The organism is Streptococcus sp. 29892, from assembly GCF_032594935.1.
GTDB lineage: Bacteria > Bacillota > Bacilli > Lactobacillales > Streptococcaceae > Streptococcus > Streptococcus hyiners.
Map to the genome: position 1 here is coordinate 1,964,447 of NZ_CP118734.1, position 14,657 is coordinate 1,979,103.

The 14,657-nt window shown below is 44.8% G+C and carries 14 protein-coding genes, 1 tRNA gene, 1 other RNA gene and 2 pseudogenes; 4 read left to right on the top strand and 14 right to left on the bottom strand.

The genetic code is table 11. The features are described from left to right. Positions 1–45: 45 nt before the first annotated feature. Positions 46–375: a MazG nucleotide pyrophosphohydrolase domain-containing protein gene (locus tag PW220_RS09850; RefSeq protein WP_044676747.1), complete on the bottom strand. Its 330-nt coding sequence runs from the start codon at positions 373–375 to the stop codon at positions 46–48. A 69-nt stretch (positions 376–444) separates the two neighbouring features. Between PW220_RS09850 and PW220_RS09855 the strand changes: the two genes are divergently transcribed. From PW220_RS09855 to PW220_RS10385, 4 genes and pseudogenes are all read left to right on the top strand, one after another. Continuing rightward, the gene (locus tag PW220_RS09855) at positions 445–1,728 is read left to right on the top strand and encodes a replication-associated recombination protein A (RefSeq protein WP_248055788.1); all 1,284 of its coding nucleotides are present in this window, start codon (positions 445–447) and stop codon (positions 1,726–1,728) included. Positions 1,729–1,799: 71 nt separating this feature from the next. Further along, a non-coding RNA gene (gene ssrS / locus PW220_RS09860) (6S RNA) lies at positions 1,800–1,993 on the top strand. A gap of 7 nt (positions 1,994–2,000) precedes the next feature. Then, a tRNA-Lys gene (locus PW220_RS09865) sits at positions 2,001–2,073 on the top strand. A 219-nt stretch (positions 2,074–2,292) separates the two neighbouring features. Then, positions 2,293–2,461, top strand: a pseudogene (locus PW220_RS10385) (transposase); the annotation flags it as partial. Between the two features lie 119 nt (positions 2,462–2,580). Here the strand turns inward: PW220_RS10385 and PW220_RS09875 are convergent. The 13 genes and pseudogenes from PW220_RS09875 to mutS form a co-directional block, all read right to left on the bottom strand. Next, a complete protein-coding gene (locus tag PW220_RS09875) occupies positions 2,581–3,435 on the bottom strand; it encodes a hypothetical protein (protein ID WP_153046711.1) in 855 nt (284 codons plus the stop codon). Positions 3,436–3,451: 16 nt separating this feature from the next. Next, positions 3,452–4,087 carry a trypsin-like peptidase domain-containing protein gene (locus tag PW220_RS10390; RefSeq protein ID WP_398582927.1) on the bottom strand — a complete coding sequence of 212 codons (636 nt, stop codon included), beginning with the start codon at positions 4,085–4,087 and terminating at the stop codon, positions 3,452–3,454. Positions 4,088–4,213: 126 nt separating this feature from the next. Then, the gene (locus PW220_RS09890; protein ID WP_105118660.1) at positions 4,214–4,780 is read right to left on the bottom strand and encodes a trypsin-like serine peptidase; all 567 of its coding nucleotides are present in this window, start codon (positions 4,778–4,780) and stop codon (positions 4,214–4,216) included. A gap of 585 nt (positions 4,781–5,365) precedes the next feature. Beyond that, positions 5,366–5,751, bottom strand: a pseudogene (gene tnpA, locus PW220_RS09895) (IS200/IS605 family transposase). 159 nt (positions 5,752–5,910) lie between these two features. Beyond that, positions 5,911–6,483 (bottom strand): anaerobic ribonucleoside-triphosphate reductase activating protein, encoded by a 573-nt coding sequence (gene nrdG / locus PW220_RS09900; protein ID WP_248055793.1) that lies wholly within the window; start codon positions 6,481–6,483, stop codon positions 5,911–5,913. A 14-nt stretch (positions 6,484–6,497) separates the two neighbouring features. Next, a complete protein-coding gene (locus PW220_RS09905; RefSeq protein WP_248055794.1) occupies positions 6,498–6,989 on the bottom strand; it encodes a GNAT family N-acetyltransferase in 492 nt (163 codons plus the stop codon). Between the two features lies 1 nt (position 6,990). Then, positions 6,991–8,337, bottom strand: coding sequence for a bifunctional metallophosphatase/5'-nucleotidase (locus tag PW220_RS09910; protein ID WP_248055796.1), 1,347 nt, complete (start codon positions 8,335–8,337; stop codon positions 6,991–6,993). Between the two features lies 1 nt (position 8,338). Beyond that, complete coding sequence (locus PW220_RS09915; RefSeq protein ID WP_014638808.1) at positions 8,339–8,473, bottom strand: hypothetical protein; 135 nt, start codon at positions 8,471–8,473, stop codon at positions 8,339–8,341. 103 nt (positions 8,474–8,576) lie between these two features. Beyond that, a complete protein-coding gene (gene nrdD, locus PW220_RS09920; RefSeq protein WP_248055797.1) occupies positions 8,577–10,748 on the bottom strand; it encodes an anaerobic ribonucleoside-triphosphate reductase in 2,172 nt (723 codons plus the stop codon). A gap of 140 nt (positions 10,749–10,888) precedes the next feature. Continuing rightward, complete coding sequence (locus PW220_RS09925) at positions 10,889–11,062, bottom strand: hypothetical protein (protein ID WP_029179621.1); 174 nt, start codon at positions 11,060–11,062, stop codon at positions 10,889–10,891. A gap of 33 nt (positions 11,063–11,095) precedes the next feature. After that, positions 11,096–11,536 carry a DUF3021 domain-containing protein gene (locus tag PW220_RS09930; RefSeq protein ID WP_248055799.1) on the bottom strand — a complete coding sequence of 147 codons (441 nt, stop codon included), beginning with the start codon at positions 11,534–11,536 and terminating at the stop codon, positions 11,096–11,098. Further along, positions 11,533–11,976, bottom strand: a complete 444-nt coding sequence (locus tag PW220_RS09935) for a LytTR family DNA-binding domain-containing protein (RefSeq protein WP_248055801.1) — start codon at positions 11,974–11,976, stop codon at positions 11,533–11,535. Before PW220_RS09935 ends, PW220_RS09930 begins: the two co-directional genes overlap by 4 nt. 131 nt (positions 11,977–12,107) lie before the next feature. Continuing rightward, positions 12,108–14,648 carry a DNA mismatch repair protein MutS gene (gene mutS / locus PW220_RS09940; protein ID WP_248055804.1) on the bottom strand — a complete coding sequence of 847 codons (2,541 nt, stop codon included), beginning with the start codon at positions 14,646–14,648 and terminating at the stop codon, positions 12,108–12,110. Between the last annotated feature and the right edge of the window lie 9 nt (positions 14,649–14,657).

The window sequence follows — 14,657 nt, forward strand, 5'->3', positions numbered from 1 at the left end:
TACTGAAGTACGGCAAAGCGAGTTAACGACGTAATAAAAGAAAAACTAAATGACGATAAATTCCAATAAATTTATTTCTCGACCATATTTGACGGAAGCCCACTTGTCTTTCTCCAAAATGGACTTGGTTAAATCTAGTTGATTCACCGCTGCTAAGGCTACAGCATAGTGAATAACGTCAGCTAATTCTTCTGCCAGACGAGCAGAGCTGTCGTCTTCGCTATCCATCATCTTGCGGCCTGCACGTTGATTCAGTAGCTCTGCCACTTCACCAATTTCTTCCACTAATTTCATAAAGAGACTTTGCTCGGGAACTGTCGTCCCATAGTGGTCACGCAAGTATTCTTCCAAAACACTCACCGTCAACTCCGCCATCTTCGTTTCTCTCCAAATCCTAAAATTGTAGTATAATGATTATACCATAAATGTACTGAAAGGAAGCCTATGCCAGCCAATCTCGCCCTTCGTATGCGGCCCAAATCCATTGATGACGTCATCGGTCAGGAGCACCTGGTCGGTCCTGGAAAGATTATCCGCCGCATGATTGATGCCAATATGCTGTCGTCCATGATTCTCTACGGTCCGCCTGGGATTGGCAAGACCTCTATCGCCTCTGCCATTGCTGGCACGACCAAGTATGCCTTTCGGACCTTTAATGCCACGACCGACAACCAAAAACGCCTGCAGGAAATCGCTGAGGAGGCTAAATTTTCTGGCGGTCTGGTTCTCATGCTCGATGAAATCCACCGCCTCAACAAGACTAAGCAAGACTTCCTGCTTCCTCTCTTGGAGAATGGCAATATTATCATGATTGGGGCGACAACAGAAAATCCATTTTTCTCAATCCTGCCCGCCATTCGTAGTCGGGTGCAGATTTTTGAATTGCAGCCATTGGAAACCAGCCACATCCGACAGGCCTTGGAGCTGGCTTTGACAGACAGTGAACGTGGTTTTGACTTCCCCATTACCATTGAGCCTGAGGTTCTGGACTTTCTAGCCAATGCGACCAACGGCGATCTCCGTGCCGCCTACAATTCGCTGGAACTAGCTGTACTTTCTACCAAGGAAAGCGACGACGCTAGCCGCCACATTGACCTAGACGCTGTGGAAAATAGCCTGCAAAAGTCCTACATCAGCATGGACAAGAACGGTGATGCCCATTACGACATTCTCTCCGCCCTACAAAAATCCATTCGGGGCAGTGATGTCAATGCCAGCCTCCACTACGCCGCTCGTTTGATTGAGGCGGAAGACCTGCCTAGTCTGGCTCGTCGCTTGACAGTCATCGCCTACGAAGACATCGGCTTGGCCAATCCAGAGGCACAAATTCATACGGTGACCGCCCTTGAAGCTGCCCAGAAACTCGGCTTTCCAGAGGCACGGATTTTGATTGCCAATGTGGTGATTGATCTAGCCCTTTCTCCCAAGTCTAACTCTGCCTATCTGGCTATGGATGCAGCTCTGGCCGATTTGCGAAAAAACGGTCATCTGCCTATCCCAAATCATCTGCGGGACGGTCACTATGCCGGCAGTAAGGAGCTGGGAAATGCCATTGGCTACCAGTATCCCCATGCCTATCCTGAAAAATGGGTGGACCAGCAATACCTGCCCGATAAGTTACTGACTGCGGACTACTTCACCGCCAACGACACCGGCAAATACGAGCGTGCCTTGGGCATGACCCAAGAAAAAATCAACCATCTAAAACAAAACAAGAAAAAAAGTTGATAACGTTTTCATTTTTTGCCGATTTTCTCTTGATTTTTTTAAAAAATGTGGTAATATTAAATCATAAATAAGAACTGCTGTGGTATACGAATTCATACCTATGTGTTGACCGACTATTTTTGTATTACTAGGGAGACAAAGATCTTTTGGCAGTATGCAGGCTGGTACACCCAGAAGCAACTAAGTCAGAAACACGTCACCCACCTGCTTCTAGCGTGCGGGATCAATACAATTCATGAATAACCGGTACCAATACAGCATTTTTATTTTGCCCTTCCTTAGCTCAGCTGGCAGAGCAGCGGACTCTTAATCCGTGGGTCGTAGGTTCGATCCCTACAGGGAGGATTGGTTGATATGAGGAAAGTCTTGATTTATCAAGGCTTTTTCTCGTTTTGTTTATCAATATACTCTAACACAAAGAAAAAGAGGCTGGGCAAAAACTAGCCACTCATATATAAAAAAGCGAGCAATTCCAATTAGAAGGTGCTCGTTTTCCATTTCATGCTTTATAATTATAATAACGACAAAACAACTAGAAAGGCATGAAAATGTATAAACAATAGAGCCCGCATTTATGCCAAATGCAAGGTGGATGTCGAACCTGTATTTGATAGGATGAAGGGTGTTTTTGGCGTGCGCAGAGTGCATGTCAGAGGTCAAAAGGTGGTTGAAACTGAGATAGAATTCCTCCTAATGTGCATGAATTTAACAAAATTGGCTAAGAAATTAGCCCAAGATAATAGAGACAAAAATAAAAAACACAAATAGTTCGGCTAGATTTCATCAAAATTAGCTTGAATCTATCTGTGTTTTTTATTTACTGGCTAGTTTTTGCCCAACCTCTTCAATTTATTAGCTTCCATACCAGGCAATGCCTTCATAACGCCAGCCGCGTGTTGAAAGGATATCTATTTCTACTTCATTTGTGGTGTAGAGGTGTTTCTTAACCCCTTCGTGATAAAGACGATAAATTTCTTTATCCCCTTTGGAACGATAAGCTATACCTTCTTGGTTCCAGCCTCGACTGACTAAAACAGCAAATTCATTCACATCACGTGTGTATAGATGAACTTTTAATCCAGGATGATAGAGACGAAAAACAGGTTCTCCCTCCGTATTGTGTGATAACCATGCAACTCCCTCCTGCTCCCAACCTCGTGTAGCTAATACATTGTATTCATTGCTATCCTGAGTATAAAGATGGACTTTAAGATTTGGATTGTATAGGCGGTAAACCTCTGTACTTAGGGGATTCTCTGTTACTATAATATGAGTCTTAACATAATCAGGTACGACAGTGGGATAAATTCCAGCATTAACACGCACAATTCCATGCTTATCAAGTTCCGCTTCAAATTCTGGGCTTTCATTGTACTCAGATCGACCATGAACCCATAAGGTGACTTGACCAGGTCCGATAGTCTCCCAATTCCCTTTCTCATCTATGCTTATTACACCAAAATCGCTCAACTTATACTTAAAAGCATACTCAAAATCTTTAAATATACTATTTTGATTCGGACGAATCTGTCCTGAATCTCCAACAACTAAATTTCCCTTTGGAATTGTATTCCTATCAAAATATATTTCAGAAGGAAGATAGTCATAGGTCTGTTCATTGGCAAAAATAGATGTTGCATTCATCGGCGATAATCCTACTAAGGAAAAAATTCCTACTAGCAATAAAATAATTGTTCTTAATTTCATATTTATTTCTCCTGCCTTATTCAACATTCCATGCAACGCCTTCTTGCTTCCAACCATGTGTGCTTAAGACATTGTACTCATTTTTATCTGATGTATAGAGGTGAACTTTTAGTCCTGAATTATACAAACGATAAACTGGACGCTTACCAGAAGAATGGAAGATAACACCCTCATATATCCAATCACGGCCACTTAAAATATCTACTTCGTTCTTATCTTTTGTATATAGATGGTATTTCAAACCATCATTATATAGGCGGTATGTTGGTACAGAGGCTGATATACCATCACCAGTCTTTCTATTATGAAGTGCAACATCAATCAAGCGCATCGCATCCTGATCAATTTTTCTACCCGTATTAGCACCATACTTTTGTAAATATTCTTCTGTGTATCCACCTTCTATTTTAGGCTCAGCGACATTGATTGCGACAATTCGATTTTGTCTATCCAGTACTGGACCCCCACTATTTCCAAAGAGCGTATCATTTTGATAACCTATTATCTTTCCATCAATACTTTTAACTTTTCCTCCTGATTTGTGCATAACCACTCCTCTATCCTGAGGATAACCAATAACTGTGATATCATCGTTAATAGCTAAGATAGAGGTTACTGGGAGAAAACCTACAGAAGCAATCGAACTATCCAAAGTCACTACTGCAATATCTTCATTAGCTTTTGTACGTGTATAACCTAATTTAGCATCATCTAAATAACCAGTAAAAAAATGATAGGTAGAACCAGTAAACTTATTGTACGGATATTTATTACCATTTTATGCAGGAGCAACCATTATTTGGTCATACGTCTCATTTGTTCTAAAGTCTCGAACTACATGAGCTGCTGTCAATACCTTGTTTGGAGCAATCATAACACCACTTCCATTCCAAGTGGCCAAACCATTTACTACTTTATATACAGCTACAACTTTTCTATATGGATTTACTGTGGTATTTTCAATAGGAATCATATTATCTGAACCGAAAATCATAGTTGGAGCATTTGAACCGTCAACTTCATTAGTATCAGATACTCTCACAGAAGATTCCATTGAAGAAGGCGTTGTCTCCGAAAGAGATTCTACAGCATCGTTCTCAATCAATGACCTCCTTGAACTTGATTCTAGCCCCTGCTCACTTTCTTCTACTGTAACTTCCCAAACAACTGAAATCTCATTAACATATAGTTCAACTGGATTTATGACTAACTCTTCTTCAAATTCCTTCAAATGTTCACTAGATTCATTAGGAAAACTTGGATAAACCTTCGTTATTCCAGCTTTATGAGCTGTCCAATTACCTTGGCTATCAAACGAAAGAATAGAGGAATCCTCCACTTTCATATCAAAAGAATAGTTGAAATCTTTTAAGGGGGAATCTTGAGGACGACGAATTTGCCCACTTTCGCCAACCTTTAATGTTAGACGAAAAGTACCTTCTTCATACTCTGATCCTCCTTGACTTTCAAACTTAGATATACTCTATGTAGCATAAACTGGCTGACTGCTTGTTAAAGGTGATAAATTTTCCGATTCTACTATGATTGTGCCAATTAACAATATTAAAAACGCAATACTTCTCATTATCTTATAATGCATAGGTACCTCCATGTATCATCCCTTTGTTTATTCAAATGTTTGGTCTGCCAACGTATTTATTTATACTCTATCAATCCACCTCTCGAATCCTTTATAATAACATTATAACATATAAAAAATAAAAAGAAAGCGTTCTCTAATCTCGGTGTGCTTACAAAAGGAGGCTGAACAAATGCCTCCAATCGCCGAAGTAATGAAAGAGAAACTAAATGACAATCAAAACCACTAGTCAAACTGGCGGTTTGTTCTGCGGCTATAAGCCGCTTGATCCGGCCAGGGCCAAAGGCCCACTGAAATAGCTTCCTCGCGCACCACTTTCCCGATCAGGTGCTAAAGCACCATCAGTTTTTTCCTGTTGGTTTCCCCTGTAAATGGGGCAACCGTTTCAAACAAAGTGAGCTGGTCCGCTACCCTATCTTCTTGTAATTGGTTCTGTATGTATTTTGCTATCACTTTTCGATTGCGTCCTACCGTATCCACATAGTAGCCTCTACACCAAAACTTTCTATTCCCATAACTAACATGTGGATGTGATCAGGGCAAGCATTAGCTTCATGGATAGTGACGCCTTTTCATTCACACAAATCTCGGATAATCTTTCCGATACTAGCCTCTTACTTGCCGTAAATGATTTGACGACGATATTTAGGCGCAAAAACTAGATGATATTTACAATTCCAGCGAGTATGTGATAAACTTTCATTATCCTCTCTCATGAGGTACCTCCTATTTGATGTGATGTAGTGGCGGGGAAACCACTTCTATCTTATCACTTTGGGAGGATTTTTTAATACCTCGCTAGAAGCTCTACTGAACCACTAGCATAGCTAGTGGTTTTCAGGGAACAATAAGCCCGTACATGAGAACTGTACGGGTCATTTTTTTAATTTATTCCATAAAATTACTCGATTTTCCTGCAATGACTGCTGCACATCAATAATGCGTTGGTTGGAAGAGCCTCTAAATTGCAACATGAGGTTGCGTTTGCTTTTGTCATAGCGACCATCTACGAGAATGTCTAACTTGCTGAGCAGCTCCAGCTTGTCTGACGTTTCCAACATCAATTCTTCCCATGTGTAGCCTGTCCAGGACCAAATATCCTTGTCTGGCAATTCCGTCCGCACCCGCTTAACGAGAGGGAGGACGGTCCCTGTATTGAGAAAGGGCTCTCCGCCCAAGAGGGTTAGACCCTGCACATAGGGCTGGGCCAGGTCTGCTAAAATGCGGTCTTCCAGCTCCTTGGTGTAGGGAATGCCGGCCTTGAAGGACCAGGTGGCGACATTGTAGCAACCAGGACAGTGAAAGAGGCAGCCGCTGACATAGAGGGAACACCGCACGCCTTCGCCATCCACAAAATTAAAGGCCTTGTAGTCCATAATCCGTCCCTGACTGAGTTCTTCACTCTTCCACTCACCTGGCTTGGGATTGTTCCAAGTCTGTTCACCCATAGCTACCTCCTTTCTCATCCAATCCAGTAACGCTCTACTCCTTCTCGAACATCTTCTAAGCTACCACCACATGCTACAATCGTTTTGCGACTAGCCTCATTGTCTGTCGAGCAGGTCACGAGGACTTTGGAAATATTTTTGGTTGCGGCTTCCTGCAAACCAAGTCGCAGCTGGCCCTTGGCATAGCCCTTTCCTCGCTCGGTTGGGCGAATGGAATATCCGATATGACCGCCTTTATTGAGCAGGAAATCGTTGAGCCGTAGGCGTAGACTGAGAAATCCAAGGGCTCGACCTGTCTGGTCAAATGACACATATTGAATAGAGGGAACAAATCCTTCTGGCAGGTTGATGCCTGCCTCATAGTCTTGGTTTCTCAAAATCCAGTCTTCAAAGTCCATATCTTTGGAGATAAAGCCTCCGTCCATAGCTGAGCCTGCTTTTTCAAATTCTGCCAGCATCTCCAAAATCGTATCCTTATCCGCTATAGTCGGTCTTCTTAATTCCATACTAGCCTCCATATTGTCTCTTGAAAAATTCGCTGATGATGTCAATATCCAGTCCTAAATCCTGCACAATTTCTGCCTTGTGGAAATCGTCGTAATTGTCCTTGCCACTCCAAACAAAAGAATTGGTCACAATCTGATAGATCCTATCTGGCTCGACAGCTCTGCCATTGACCAAAAGATCCTCACCGCTTTGGATAATGCCCCACATCTGAGGGTGGAGACCTGTCTTGAGGCTAGCCACCAAATCGCTACCCTTGATAGCAACCAAGAGCACACGCTTAGAAAAGGGCAGGACCTTGACCAAGTCCGAATAGTAAATCGGTCCCGCCGACAAGGAAGCCCGAATGCCGAAACCGTTGATGACCGCACCGTCCGCCTGCAAGCCCAACTGGCAAGCCCGCTCAAAAAGAGCCTGACAGATGACAGGAGCTAGACTGGATACACCCTGACGAATGCTCTCTCGCTCCCCGTCTAATGTTTGCGTTAAGGTCGCTATCGGTTGGGAAAAAGCTGCGTCCCGTTCCGATTTCATCTGGTCGATAACGGCCTTAACCGCCCTGTCTTCTTGGGTCAGTTTTTCCACCTCAATCAAGTCATAAGCCAGGACCTCGTACCGTCCATCTACAAAACACCGCAGGGATAGATGACCGACAAAACGACCGTATTGACCTGCCTGGCAAATGCTGACGCTGCCCACCTGACTTGGTTCTCTCAAAATCGTGTGGGTATGCCCACCCAAAATCACGTTAAGCTCAGGGAAATCCTTGGCCAGGGCAAGATCTTCATCGTAGCCCAGGTGACTGAGCACGACCAAATGAGCCTGTGGATTGGCCTTCATAATCTGGTCCACCAGTCGTCGTAGAGCTTGTTTATGGTCTTCAAAAATCACATTCTCCGACGGTGACGCAACCTCCTGGGTTTCCAAGGTAGTCAAACCGAGGACATAGAGGCTTTTCCCATTTATATCAAATTCAAGGACATCCTCAAGCGGCACCAATTCATCAGCCGCCTCCTCGTCACGGTAGCGGAGATTGGAGGACACAATTGGAAACTGGGCATAGTCATCCAAACGACTAAGCAACTCATCTCCGTGGTCAAACTCATGATTGCCCAAGGTCATAGCCTGACAACCAACTTGATTCATCAACTCGATTTCCTTGACCCCTCGGTACATATTGAAAAAGATATTGCCCGAAAACAGATCCCCGCTATCAAAGACAAAGGTCGGAATACCTTTTTGCTCATTTCGAGCTCGAATATCCGCAATCAGCTGGGCTTTCTTTGGAAAATTCTCCATGTAAGAATGCATATCATTAGTGTGGAGAATGCTGATATCTGTAAAATTCATACTATTTCTTCTTATTCTTAGCTTGCTTGAGCAATTCCTGCACACGCGCCTTCTTGTCCTGCTTCACATTGGAATTCTTCTCGTGATAGCGTGCCACCAAGGCCTTGCCCTTATCGTCTAGTTGGTATTTTCCCATTGTTTTCTCCTTTTTTGAACATAGCAGAGCTATTACATTTTTCTCCCTATTATAACAAACTTCCGTAGTTCCTCAAAACCACGGAAGCCCTCATGTCCATTCTTTATAAACTAGACCCATTCATGTGTTTGACACGGGAAATAATTTCCTTGTGGCGGCCATTGACCATGGGTCTGGCCTGCGGATTGCCTAGGTAACCACAGGTCCGCTTGACAACATCAACTGTTTTGGGGTCGCTATTGCCACAGTTTGGACACTTGAAGCCACGCTCCGTTGGCTCGAAATCCCCCTCAAAATCACAGGCGTAGCAATGATCAATCGGGGTATTGGTCCCCAGATAACCGACACGGTCATAGGCATAGTCCCAAACAGCCTCCAGGGCCTTGGGATTTTGTTGCAGGACAGGATATTCGCAGTAGTGGATAAAGCCACCGCTGGCACCCGCCTCCACATAGACCTTTTCAAAATCCAGTTTTTCAAAAGGAGTGGGATTTTTCCGCACATCATAGTGGAAGGAATTGGTGTAATACTGCTTGTCGGTGATATTTTCCACCAAACCAAACTTGTCCGTATCCATTCGACAGAAGCGGTCCGTCAGGCTTTCAGATGGGGTTGAATAGACAGAGAAATGATAACCATATTGGTCAGACCAAGCATCTGTCAATTCCTTCATTCGTTTGATAATAGCAATCGTGAACTCCTTGGCTTCTGGATTGTCCTCCCAGTGACCACCGTAGAAAACTGCTGCTACTTCATAAAGTCCGATATAGCCCAACGAAATGGTCGCTCTGCGATGTTTGAAAACCTCATCCACCATATCTGTCTTGGCCAGTCGCTTGCCAAAAGCCCCGTACTGATACAAAATCGGTGCATTGGCAGGTGTCGCCTCCTTGACCCGCTCCACACGGTAAACCAAGGCATCCTTGGCAATGGCCATGCGTTCTGCAAAGATTTCCCAGAATTTTTCCTGACTGCCACCACTTTCGAGGGCAATCCGTGGCAGATTGACGGTCACAACACCCAAGTTCATCCGACCAGATGTCACATCCTGACCGTTTTCATCCTGCCAACCTTGTAAGAAGGAACGGCAACCCATTGGCACTTTGAAGGAACCCGTCAACTCAACAATCTTGTCATAAGACAGCATATCTGGGTACATCCGCTTGGTTGCACATTCCACCGCCAGCTGCTTGATGTCGTAGTTGGGTGACGTTGGCTCCAAGTTCAAGCCTCGCTTAACTGTGAAAATCAGCTTGGGAAAAATGGCCGTCCGACCTTCGCGTCCCAGACCCTTGATACGAATGTTGAGAATGGCCTTTTGAATCTCCCGTTCAAACCAGGAGGTTCCCAGACCAAATCCCAACGAAGTAAAAGGCGTTTGACCATTGGAAGTAAAAAGGGTGTTAATCTCATACTCCAAGGACTGCATGGCATCGTAGATATCCTTTTGCGTCTTGGCACGGGCATAGTCTTCCTGCTTGTCTGGCAAGACCCATTCTTTCGCTTCCTTCAAATGCTTCTGATAATTGAGTTCAGCATAGGGAGCCAAAACCTCATCGATACGGTCAGCCGAGCAGCCCCCGTACTGACTCGAGGACACATTGGCAATAATCTGCGAAATCTGTGCCGTAGCCGTCTGAATCGACTTGGGACTTTCCACATCCGCATTCCCAATCTTAAAGCCCTGAGCCAACATCCCCTTGAAATCAATCAAGCAACAGTTGGTCATGGGGGTATAAGGGCTGTAATCTAAGTCGTGGTAATGAATGTCACCTTTTTGGTGGGCATTGGCCACATGGGCAGGCAAGAGCTTGAGACCGATAGACTTACCAACGATACCTGCCGTCAAATCCCGCTGGGTGTTGAAAACATCCGCATCCTTGTTGGCATTTTCATTGACCAAGGACTGATCCTTGCTCAGCAGCTTATGGATTTCAAAGTTAATATCGGTCGCCTGATGACGACGAAAATCCCGCTGGGTCCGGTATTGGATATACCGCTCTGCCAAGTCATACAAATGAGCCTTGAGCAACTCCTGCTCTACAATGGTCTGAATTTCATAAATCTGAATGTCATCTGTAAAACGACGACCAATCTCTTGCAAGCTTGCCTTCAAAACCAGCTGCAAACCTACTTCTGACACAGGATGTTCCAATTCCTGATTGGCCCGTGAAAGAGCAGAAAAAATCTTTTGCTCATCAAAGGGCACCGTCCGACCATCTCGTTTCAAGACGACTAAATTCAGTTTTTCTACATCATTTTCTCGCTTCTTCATCTGACTGGCCTCCATTTTTCACTGCTATTAGTGTAACATTTCACAAATTAAAAATCAATATCTTGTGTCAAAAAATATAAAAATAGAAAATTTACACTAAATATAGTCTTCGTTTCTGAAAAACAAATGAAAACAAGAGCCTAATCTGACTCTTGTTTTCTGGTCCATAAGAAGTACAAATTGATGGCACAGGCCACTAAAATCACAGCAGGCCAAAGCAAGTTGATGACAGGAATTCTGCCAACATTCACCGCAAGAAAGAGGATATTCCACACCACTCCCAAGCTATAGACAATCGTCAGTATAATTTTCATAAAACACTCCAACAAAATGATAGTGCTATTATACTACAAACGACCGTTGATGTCCTTGATTTGCCGCTCCATTTTCCGATGGTTTAGGAAAAAGAGAGAAGCGTAGATCAAGACAAAGATAAACCAGAAAAAGAGAAGGGCCCCTAGTTTCACGGGAAACCAACCAGCCAAAATGCCCAGCGGTGTAAAACCTAAAACCGTGATAGCAAAATGCGTTGCCGTCATTCGTAGAAGGCTCCAGTCTTGTTCAAAAATTTTGTCTGCCAGCTGAAACAAGAGACCGATTGTCGCCCAAATGGCTACACAAATCAACATAACTGTAGGTTGATTAAAATGCTCTACATAGTAAGCACCCATGGTTGAAAAGGGATTGAGAGGAAGGTAGATTCCCTGTCCGAAGACGGCTGATGTGACGATGGAGATAATGGTTCCGATGGCAATGCCTAAACTAGCTGATAAGATGTATTTTTTCATAGTCCTAACCTTTCTTTGATAACTTTTAGATAGCGACGGGATGAGTAGGTAACCGACCCATTCTTCATGACCAGTTTGACCAGACCGTTGGCGGTCAGCTTGAGGTGGTCCAGTTGCTTGATGTGAATGATTTCCGACTGGGAGATTTGTAAGAAGTTTGATGGTAAATCTTCCTTGACCTGATACAAGCGTAGGTTGGAAGTATAGGTAGTTTCTAATGTTTCCACCTGTAAAATCTTATCTTCCAAGTAGAGTCTGACAATCTCATCATGCTCCACAAGATAAACCTGTTCCCCTTTTTTGACGGTTAGACTGGACCTCTGCTTATCCAAGTTTTGAATATAGGTCATCAAGTGACTAACCTGCTCAGACATAGCCTGTGCTTCAATAGTCACCAAATCTTCCAAAATTTCTGGTGAAATAGCTAGTTTTACTTTCATATTCTCTCCTTTCTCTTTCTGCCCCTATTAAACACCATTTCTTTACTGGTTTCAAGGGCTTTTGGCTATATGGTTGATTACTTAAGCTAAACGGCAAAAAAGCCAGAACAACTGTCCTGACTTTCATTGTCTTATATTTTTTTCTTCAACTCCGCCACAGCCATCATGACTTCCATCGGGGTCATATTGTAGATGTCTAGTTTTTCCAGTTCATCGAGGACTGGGTGAGAAGGCGTATCTGCAAAGAGGTCAATTTGACCAGACGGTTCTTCCACAATTGACGGAGCTGGGTTAGCTGGTGCAGTAGGGGCTTGGTTTTCAAGTGTCTGCAAAATCCTATCCGCCCGCTCCAATAACTCCTCTGGCATTCCCGCAATCTTAGCCACATGGATCCCGTAGGACTTGTCAGCTGGGCCTGGGGCAATCTTGTGGAGGAAGGTGACTTGTCCGTCCTCCTCCCAGGTCGATACATGGACATTTTCAAGGCCTGACAGGGTCTGGCTTAGCTCGGTCAGCTCGTGGTAGTGGGTAGCAAAGAGGGTCTTGGCCCCAATCTTGTCGTGGATGTACTCGATGATAGACTGGGCTAGAGCCATGCCATCGTAGGTGGCTGTCCCCCGCCCCAGCTCATCAAAGAGAATGAGCGAACGATCTGTCGCCAGACGGACTGCCTTGTTGGCCTCCATCATCTCCACCATAAAGGTCGATTGACCGCTGACCAGGTCATCTGCTGCACCAATACGGGTGAAAATAGCATCAAAGACTGGCAGGGTTGCCCGATCTGCTGGTACATAGGAACCCATCTGTGCCAAGATGACAATAACCGCCAGCTGACGCATATAGGTCGATTTACCACTCATGTTAGGCCCTGTAATCAGCTGCATAGTCGTCGCCTGATCCAGCTGAATGGAGTTAGGAATATAGGTCTGCTTGCCCATAACCTTTTCCACGACCGCGTGCCGTCCACGCTCAATGTCCAACAGCTTATCCGCATTGAAACTTGGGCAGACCCAGTGCTGCTGCTCCGCCACAACTGCAAAGGCCTGCAAGACATCGATGGTTGCAATGGTCCGAGCCAACTTCTGCAAGCGACTGATGTATTTTTCAACCTCTTGGCGAATCCGCATGAAAATCTCGTACTCCAAGTTAGACGACTTATCACGCGCTTCCAACATCTGCCCTTCGATTTTAGCTAACTCCTCCGTCCCAAACCGCTCCGAATTCTTCAAGGTCGCCTTGCGGAAGAAATGCCCTGGTACATTGCCCAGATTGGAATTGGTCACATGGAAGTAGTAGCCATCCTTTTTGTTGTAATCAATCTTGAGATTGTTGATACCAGACGCTTCACGCTCCTTGGCCTCAATCTCCGCAATCCAACCCGCACCCTCACGCATGACCAGACGGTACTGGTCCAAGGTTTCATCAAAGCCCGTGCGGATGATGTTCCCATCTGTAATAGCCCCTTGGGCTTCTGGGTCAATAGCAGAGCTGATAAGGGCGTGTAGTTCTGGGATTGGATCCAGACCTGCCACCAAGCTAGTCAGAGCAGACTGATCCATTTGTAGCAAGATATTCTTGATAGCAGGGACATTTCCAAGGGTCTGAGAAAGTTGCAAGAGATCCTTGGGCAAGGTCTTGCCAAAGGACACCCGACTGGCCAAGCGTTCGATGTCATAGACACCTTTCAAGGCTTCTACCAAATCACTCCGCTCAAAGAAGTAATCCAGAAAAACCTGCACAACAGCCTGCCTGCTTTCAATCCGCTTGAGGTCAATCAGCGGTCTGTCAATCCAAGCCCGCAAGAGCCGCATGCCCATAGCTGTCTTGGTTTCGTCTAACAACCAGTACAAGCTACCGTGCTTCTTGCCTGTCCGTCCATTTTCAAGTAAGTCCAGACTAGACTTGGTAGCATAGTCCATTTGCAGATAGTCCTTGATTTCATAGTGGACCACCTTCTGCAAGTGGCTCAAGTCCCGCATCTGTGTCCGATGTAGGTAGCTGAGGAGTTTACCCGCCGCGGCCTTTTCCAAGTCTGTCAGGGAATTGTCAATCAGCTGGACATCTTCCGTCACCTCATCCTCAAAAGAGAGCAGGAGGTTCATCTGGTTCGAAAAGACCTGCTCTTCTTCCTCCGACAGAGCGTAACCGATGACCAATTCCCGCGCCCGCAAGTTGCGAATTTCACCGCAAAGACTGGTAAAATCATCTAGACTGGTCACGAAAAACTGACCGGTTGACACATCCATGTAAGAAAGAGCAAATTGCACGCCATGACGGTCAACGGTAACTAGATAATTGCTGTCAGCTCCCATTTTAGAGGAATCCGTAACCGTACCAGGGGTGATGACCTGCACCACTTCCCGCTTGACCACGCCAACTGCCTGCTTGGGATCCTCCATCTGCTCAGCAATGGCTACCTTGTGCCCCAGTTCAACAAGGGTATCAATATACTGCTGGGCTGCATGATAGGGAACACCAGCCATAGGAATGGGATTTTCCGCATTTTTATTCCGACTGGTCAAGGATAGTTCCAAAATCTGTGCAGCCTCTACTGCATCCTCGTAAAACAATTCATAAAAGTCACCCATGCGAAAGAGCAAAAAAGCATCTGGATAGTTTGCTTTGATATCCAGATACTGCTGCATGCCTGGAGAAATTTTCTCTACTGCCATTCTTCCTCT

Excerpts from the sequence above, each read along its gene's own strand:
- PW220_RS09915 (WP_014638808.1), bottom strand. The coding sequence starts at position 8,473 with ATGGGAAAATACCAACTAGACGATAAGGGCAAGGCCTTGGTGGCACGC.
- PW220_RS09855 (WP_248055788.1), top strand. The coding sequence starts at position 445 with ATGCCAGCCAATCTCGCCCTTCGTATGCGGCCCAAATCCATTGATGAC.
- mutS (WP_248055804.1), bottom strand. The coding sequence starts at position 14,648 with ATGGCAGTAGAGAAAATTTCTCCAGGCATGCAGCAGTATCTGGATATC.
- PW220_RS09910 (WP_248055796.1), bottom strand. The coding sequence starts at position 8,337 with ATGAATTTTACAGATATCAGCATTCTCCACACTAATGATATGCATTCT.
- PW220_RS09905 (WP_248055794.1), bottom strand. The coding sequence starts at position 6,989 with ATGGAATTAAGAAGACCGACTATAGCGGATAAGGATACGATTTTGGAG.
- nrdD (WP_248055797.1), bottom strand. The coding sequence starts at position 10,748 with ATGAAGAAGCGAGAAAATGATGTAGAAAAACTGAATTTAGTCGTCTTG.
- PW220_RS09890 (WP_105118660.1), bottom strand. The coding sequence starts at position 4,780 with ATGAAAGTGGAGGATTCCTCTATTCTTTCGTTTGATAGCCAAGGTAAT.
- PW220_RS09935 (WP_248055801.1), bottom strand. The coding sequence starts at position 11,976 with ATGAAAGTAAAACTAGCTATTTCACCAGAAATTTTGGAAGATTTGGTG.
- nrdG (WP_248055793.1), bottom strand. The coding sequence starts at position 6,483 with ATGGGTGAACAGACTTGGAACAATCCCAAGCCAGGTGAGTGGAAGAGT.
- PW220_RS09930 (WP_248055799.1), bottom strand. The coding sequence starts at position 11,536 with ATGAAAAAATACATCTTATCAGCTAGTTTAGGCATTGCCATCGGAACC.
- PW220_RS09925 (WP_029179621.1), bottom strand. The coding sequence starts at position 11,062 with ATGAAAATTATACTGACGATTGTCTATAGCTTGGGAGTGGTGTGGAAT.
- PW220_RS09850 (WP_044676747.1), bottom strand. The coding sequence starts at position 375 with ATGGCGGAGTTGACGGTGAGTGTTTTGGAAGAATACTTGCGTGACCAC.
- PW220_RS09875 (WP_153046711.1), bottom strand. The coding sequence starts at position 3,435 with ATGAAATTAAGAACAATTATTTTATTGCTAGTAGGAATTTTTTCCTTA.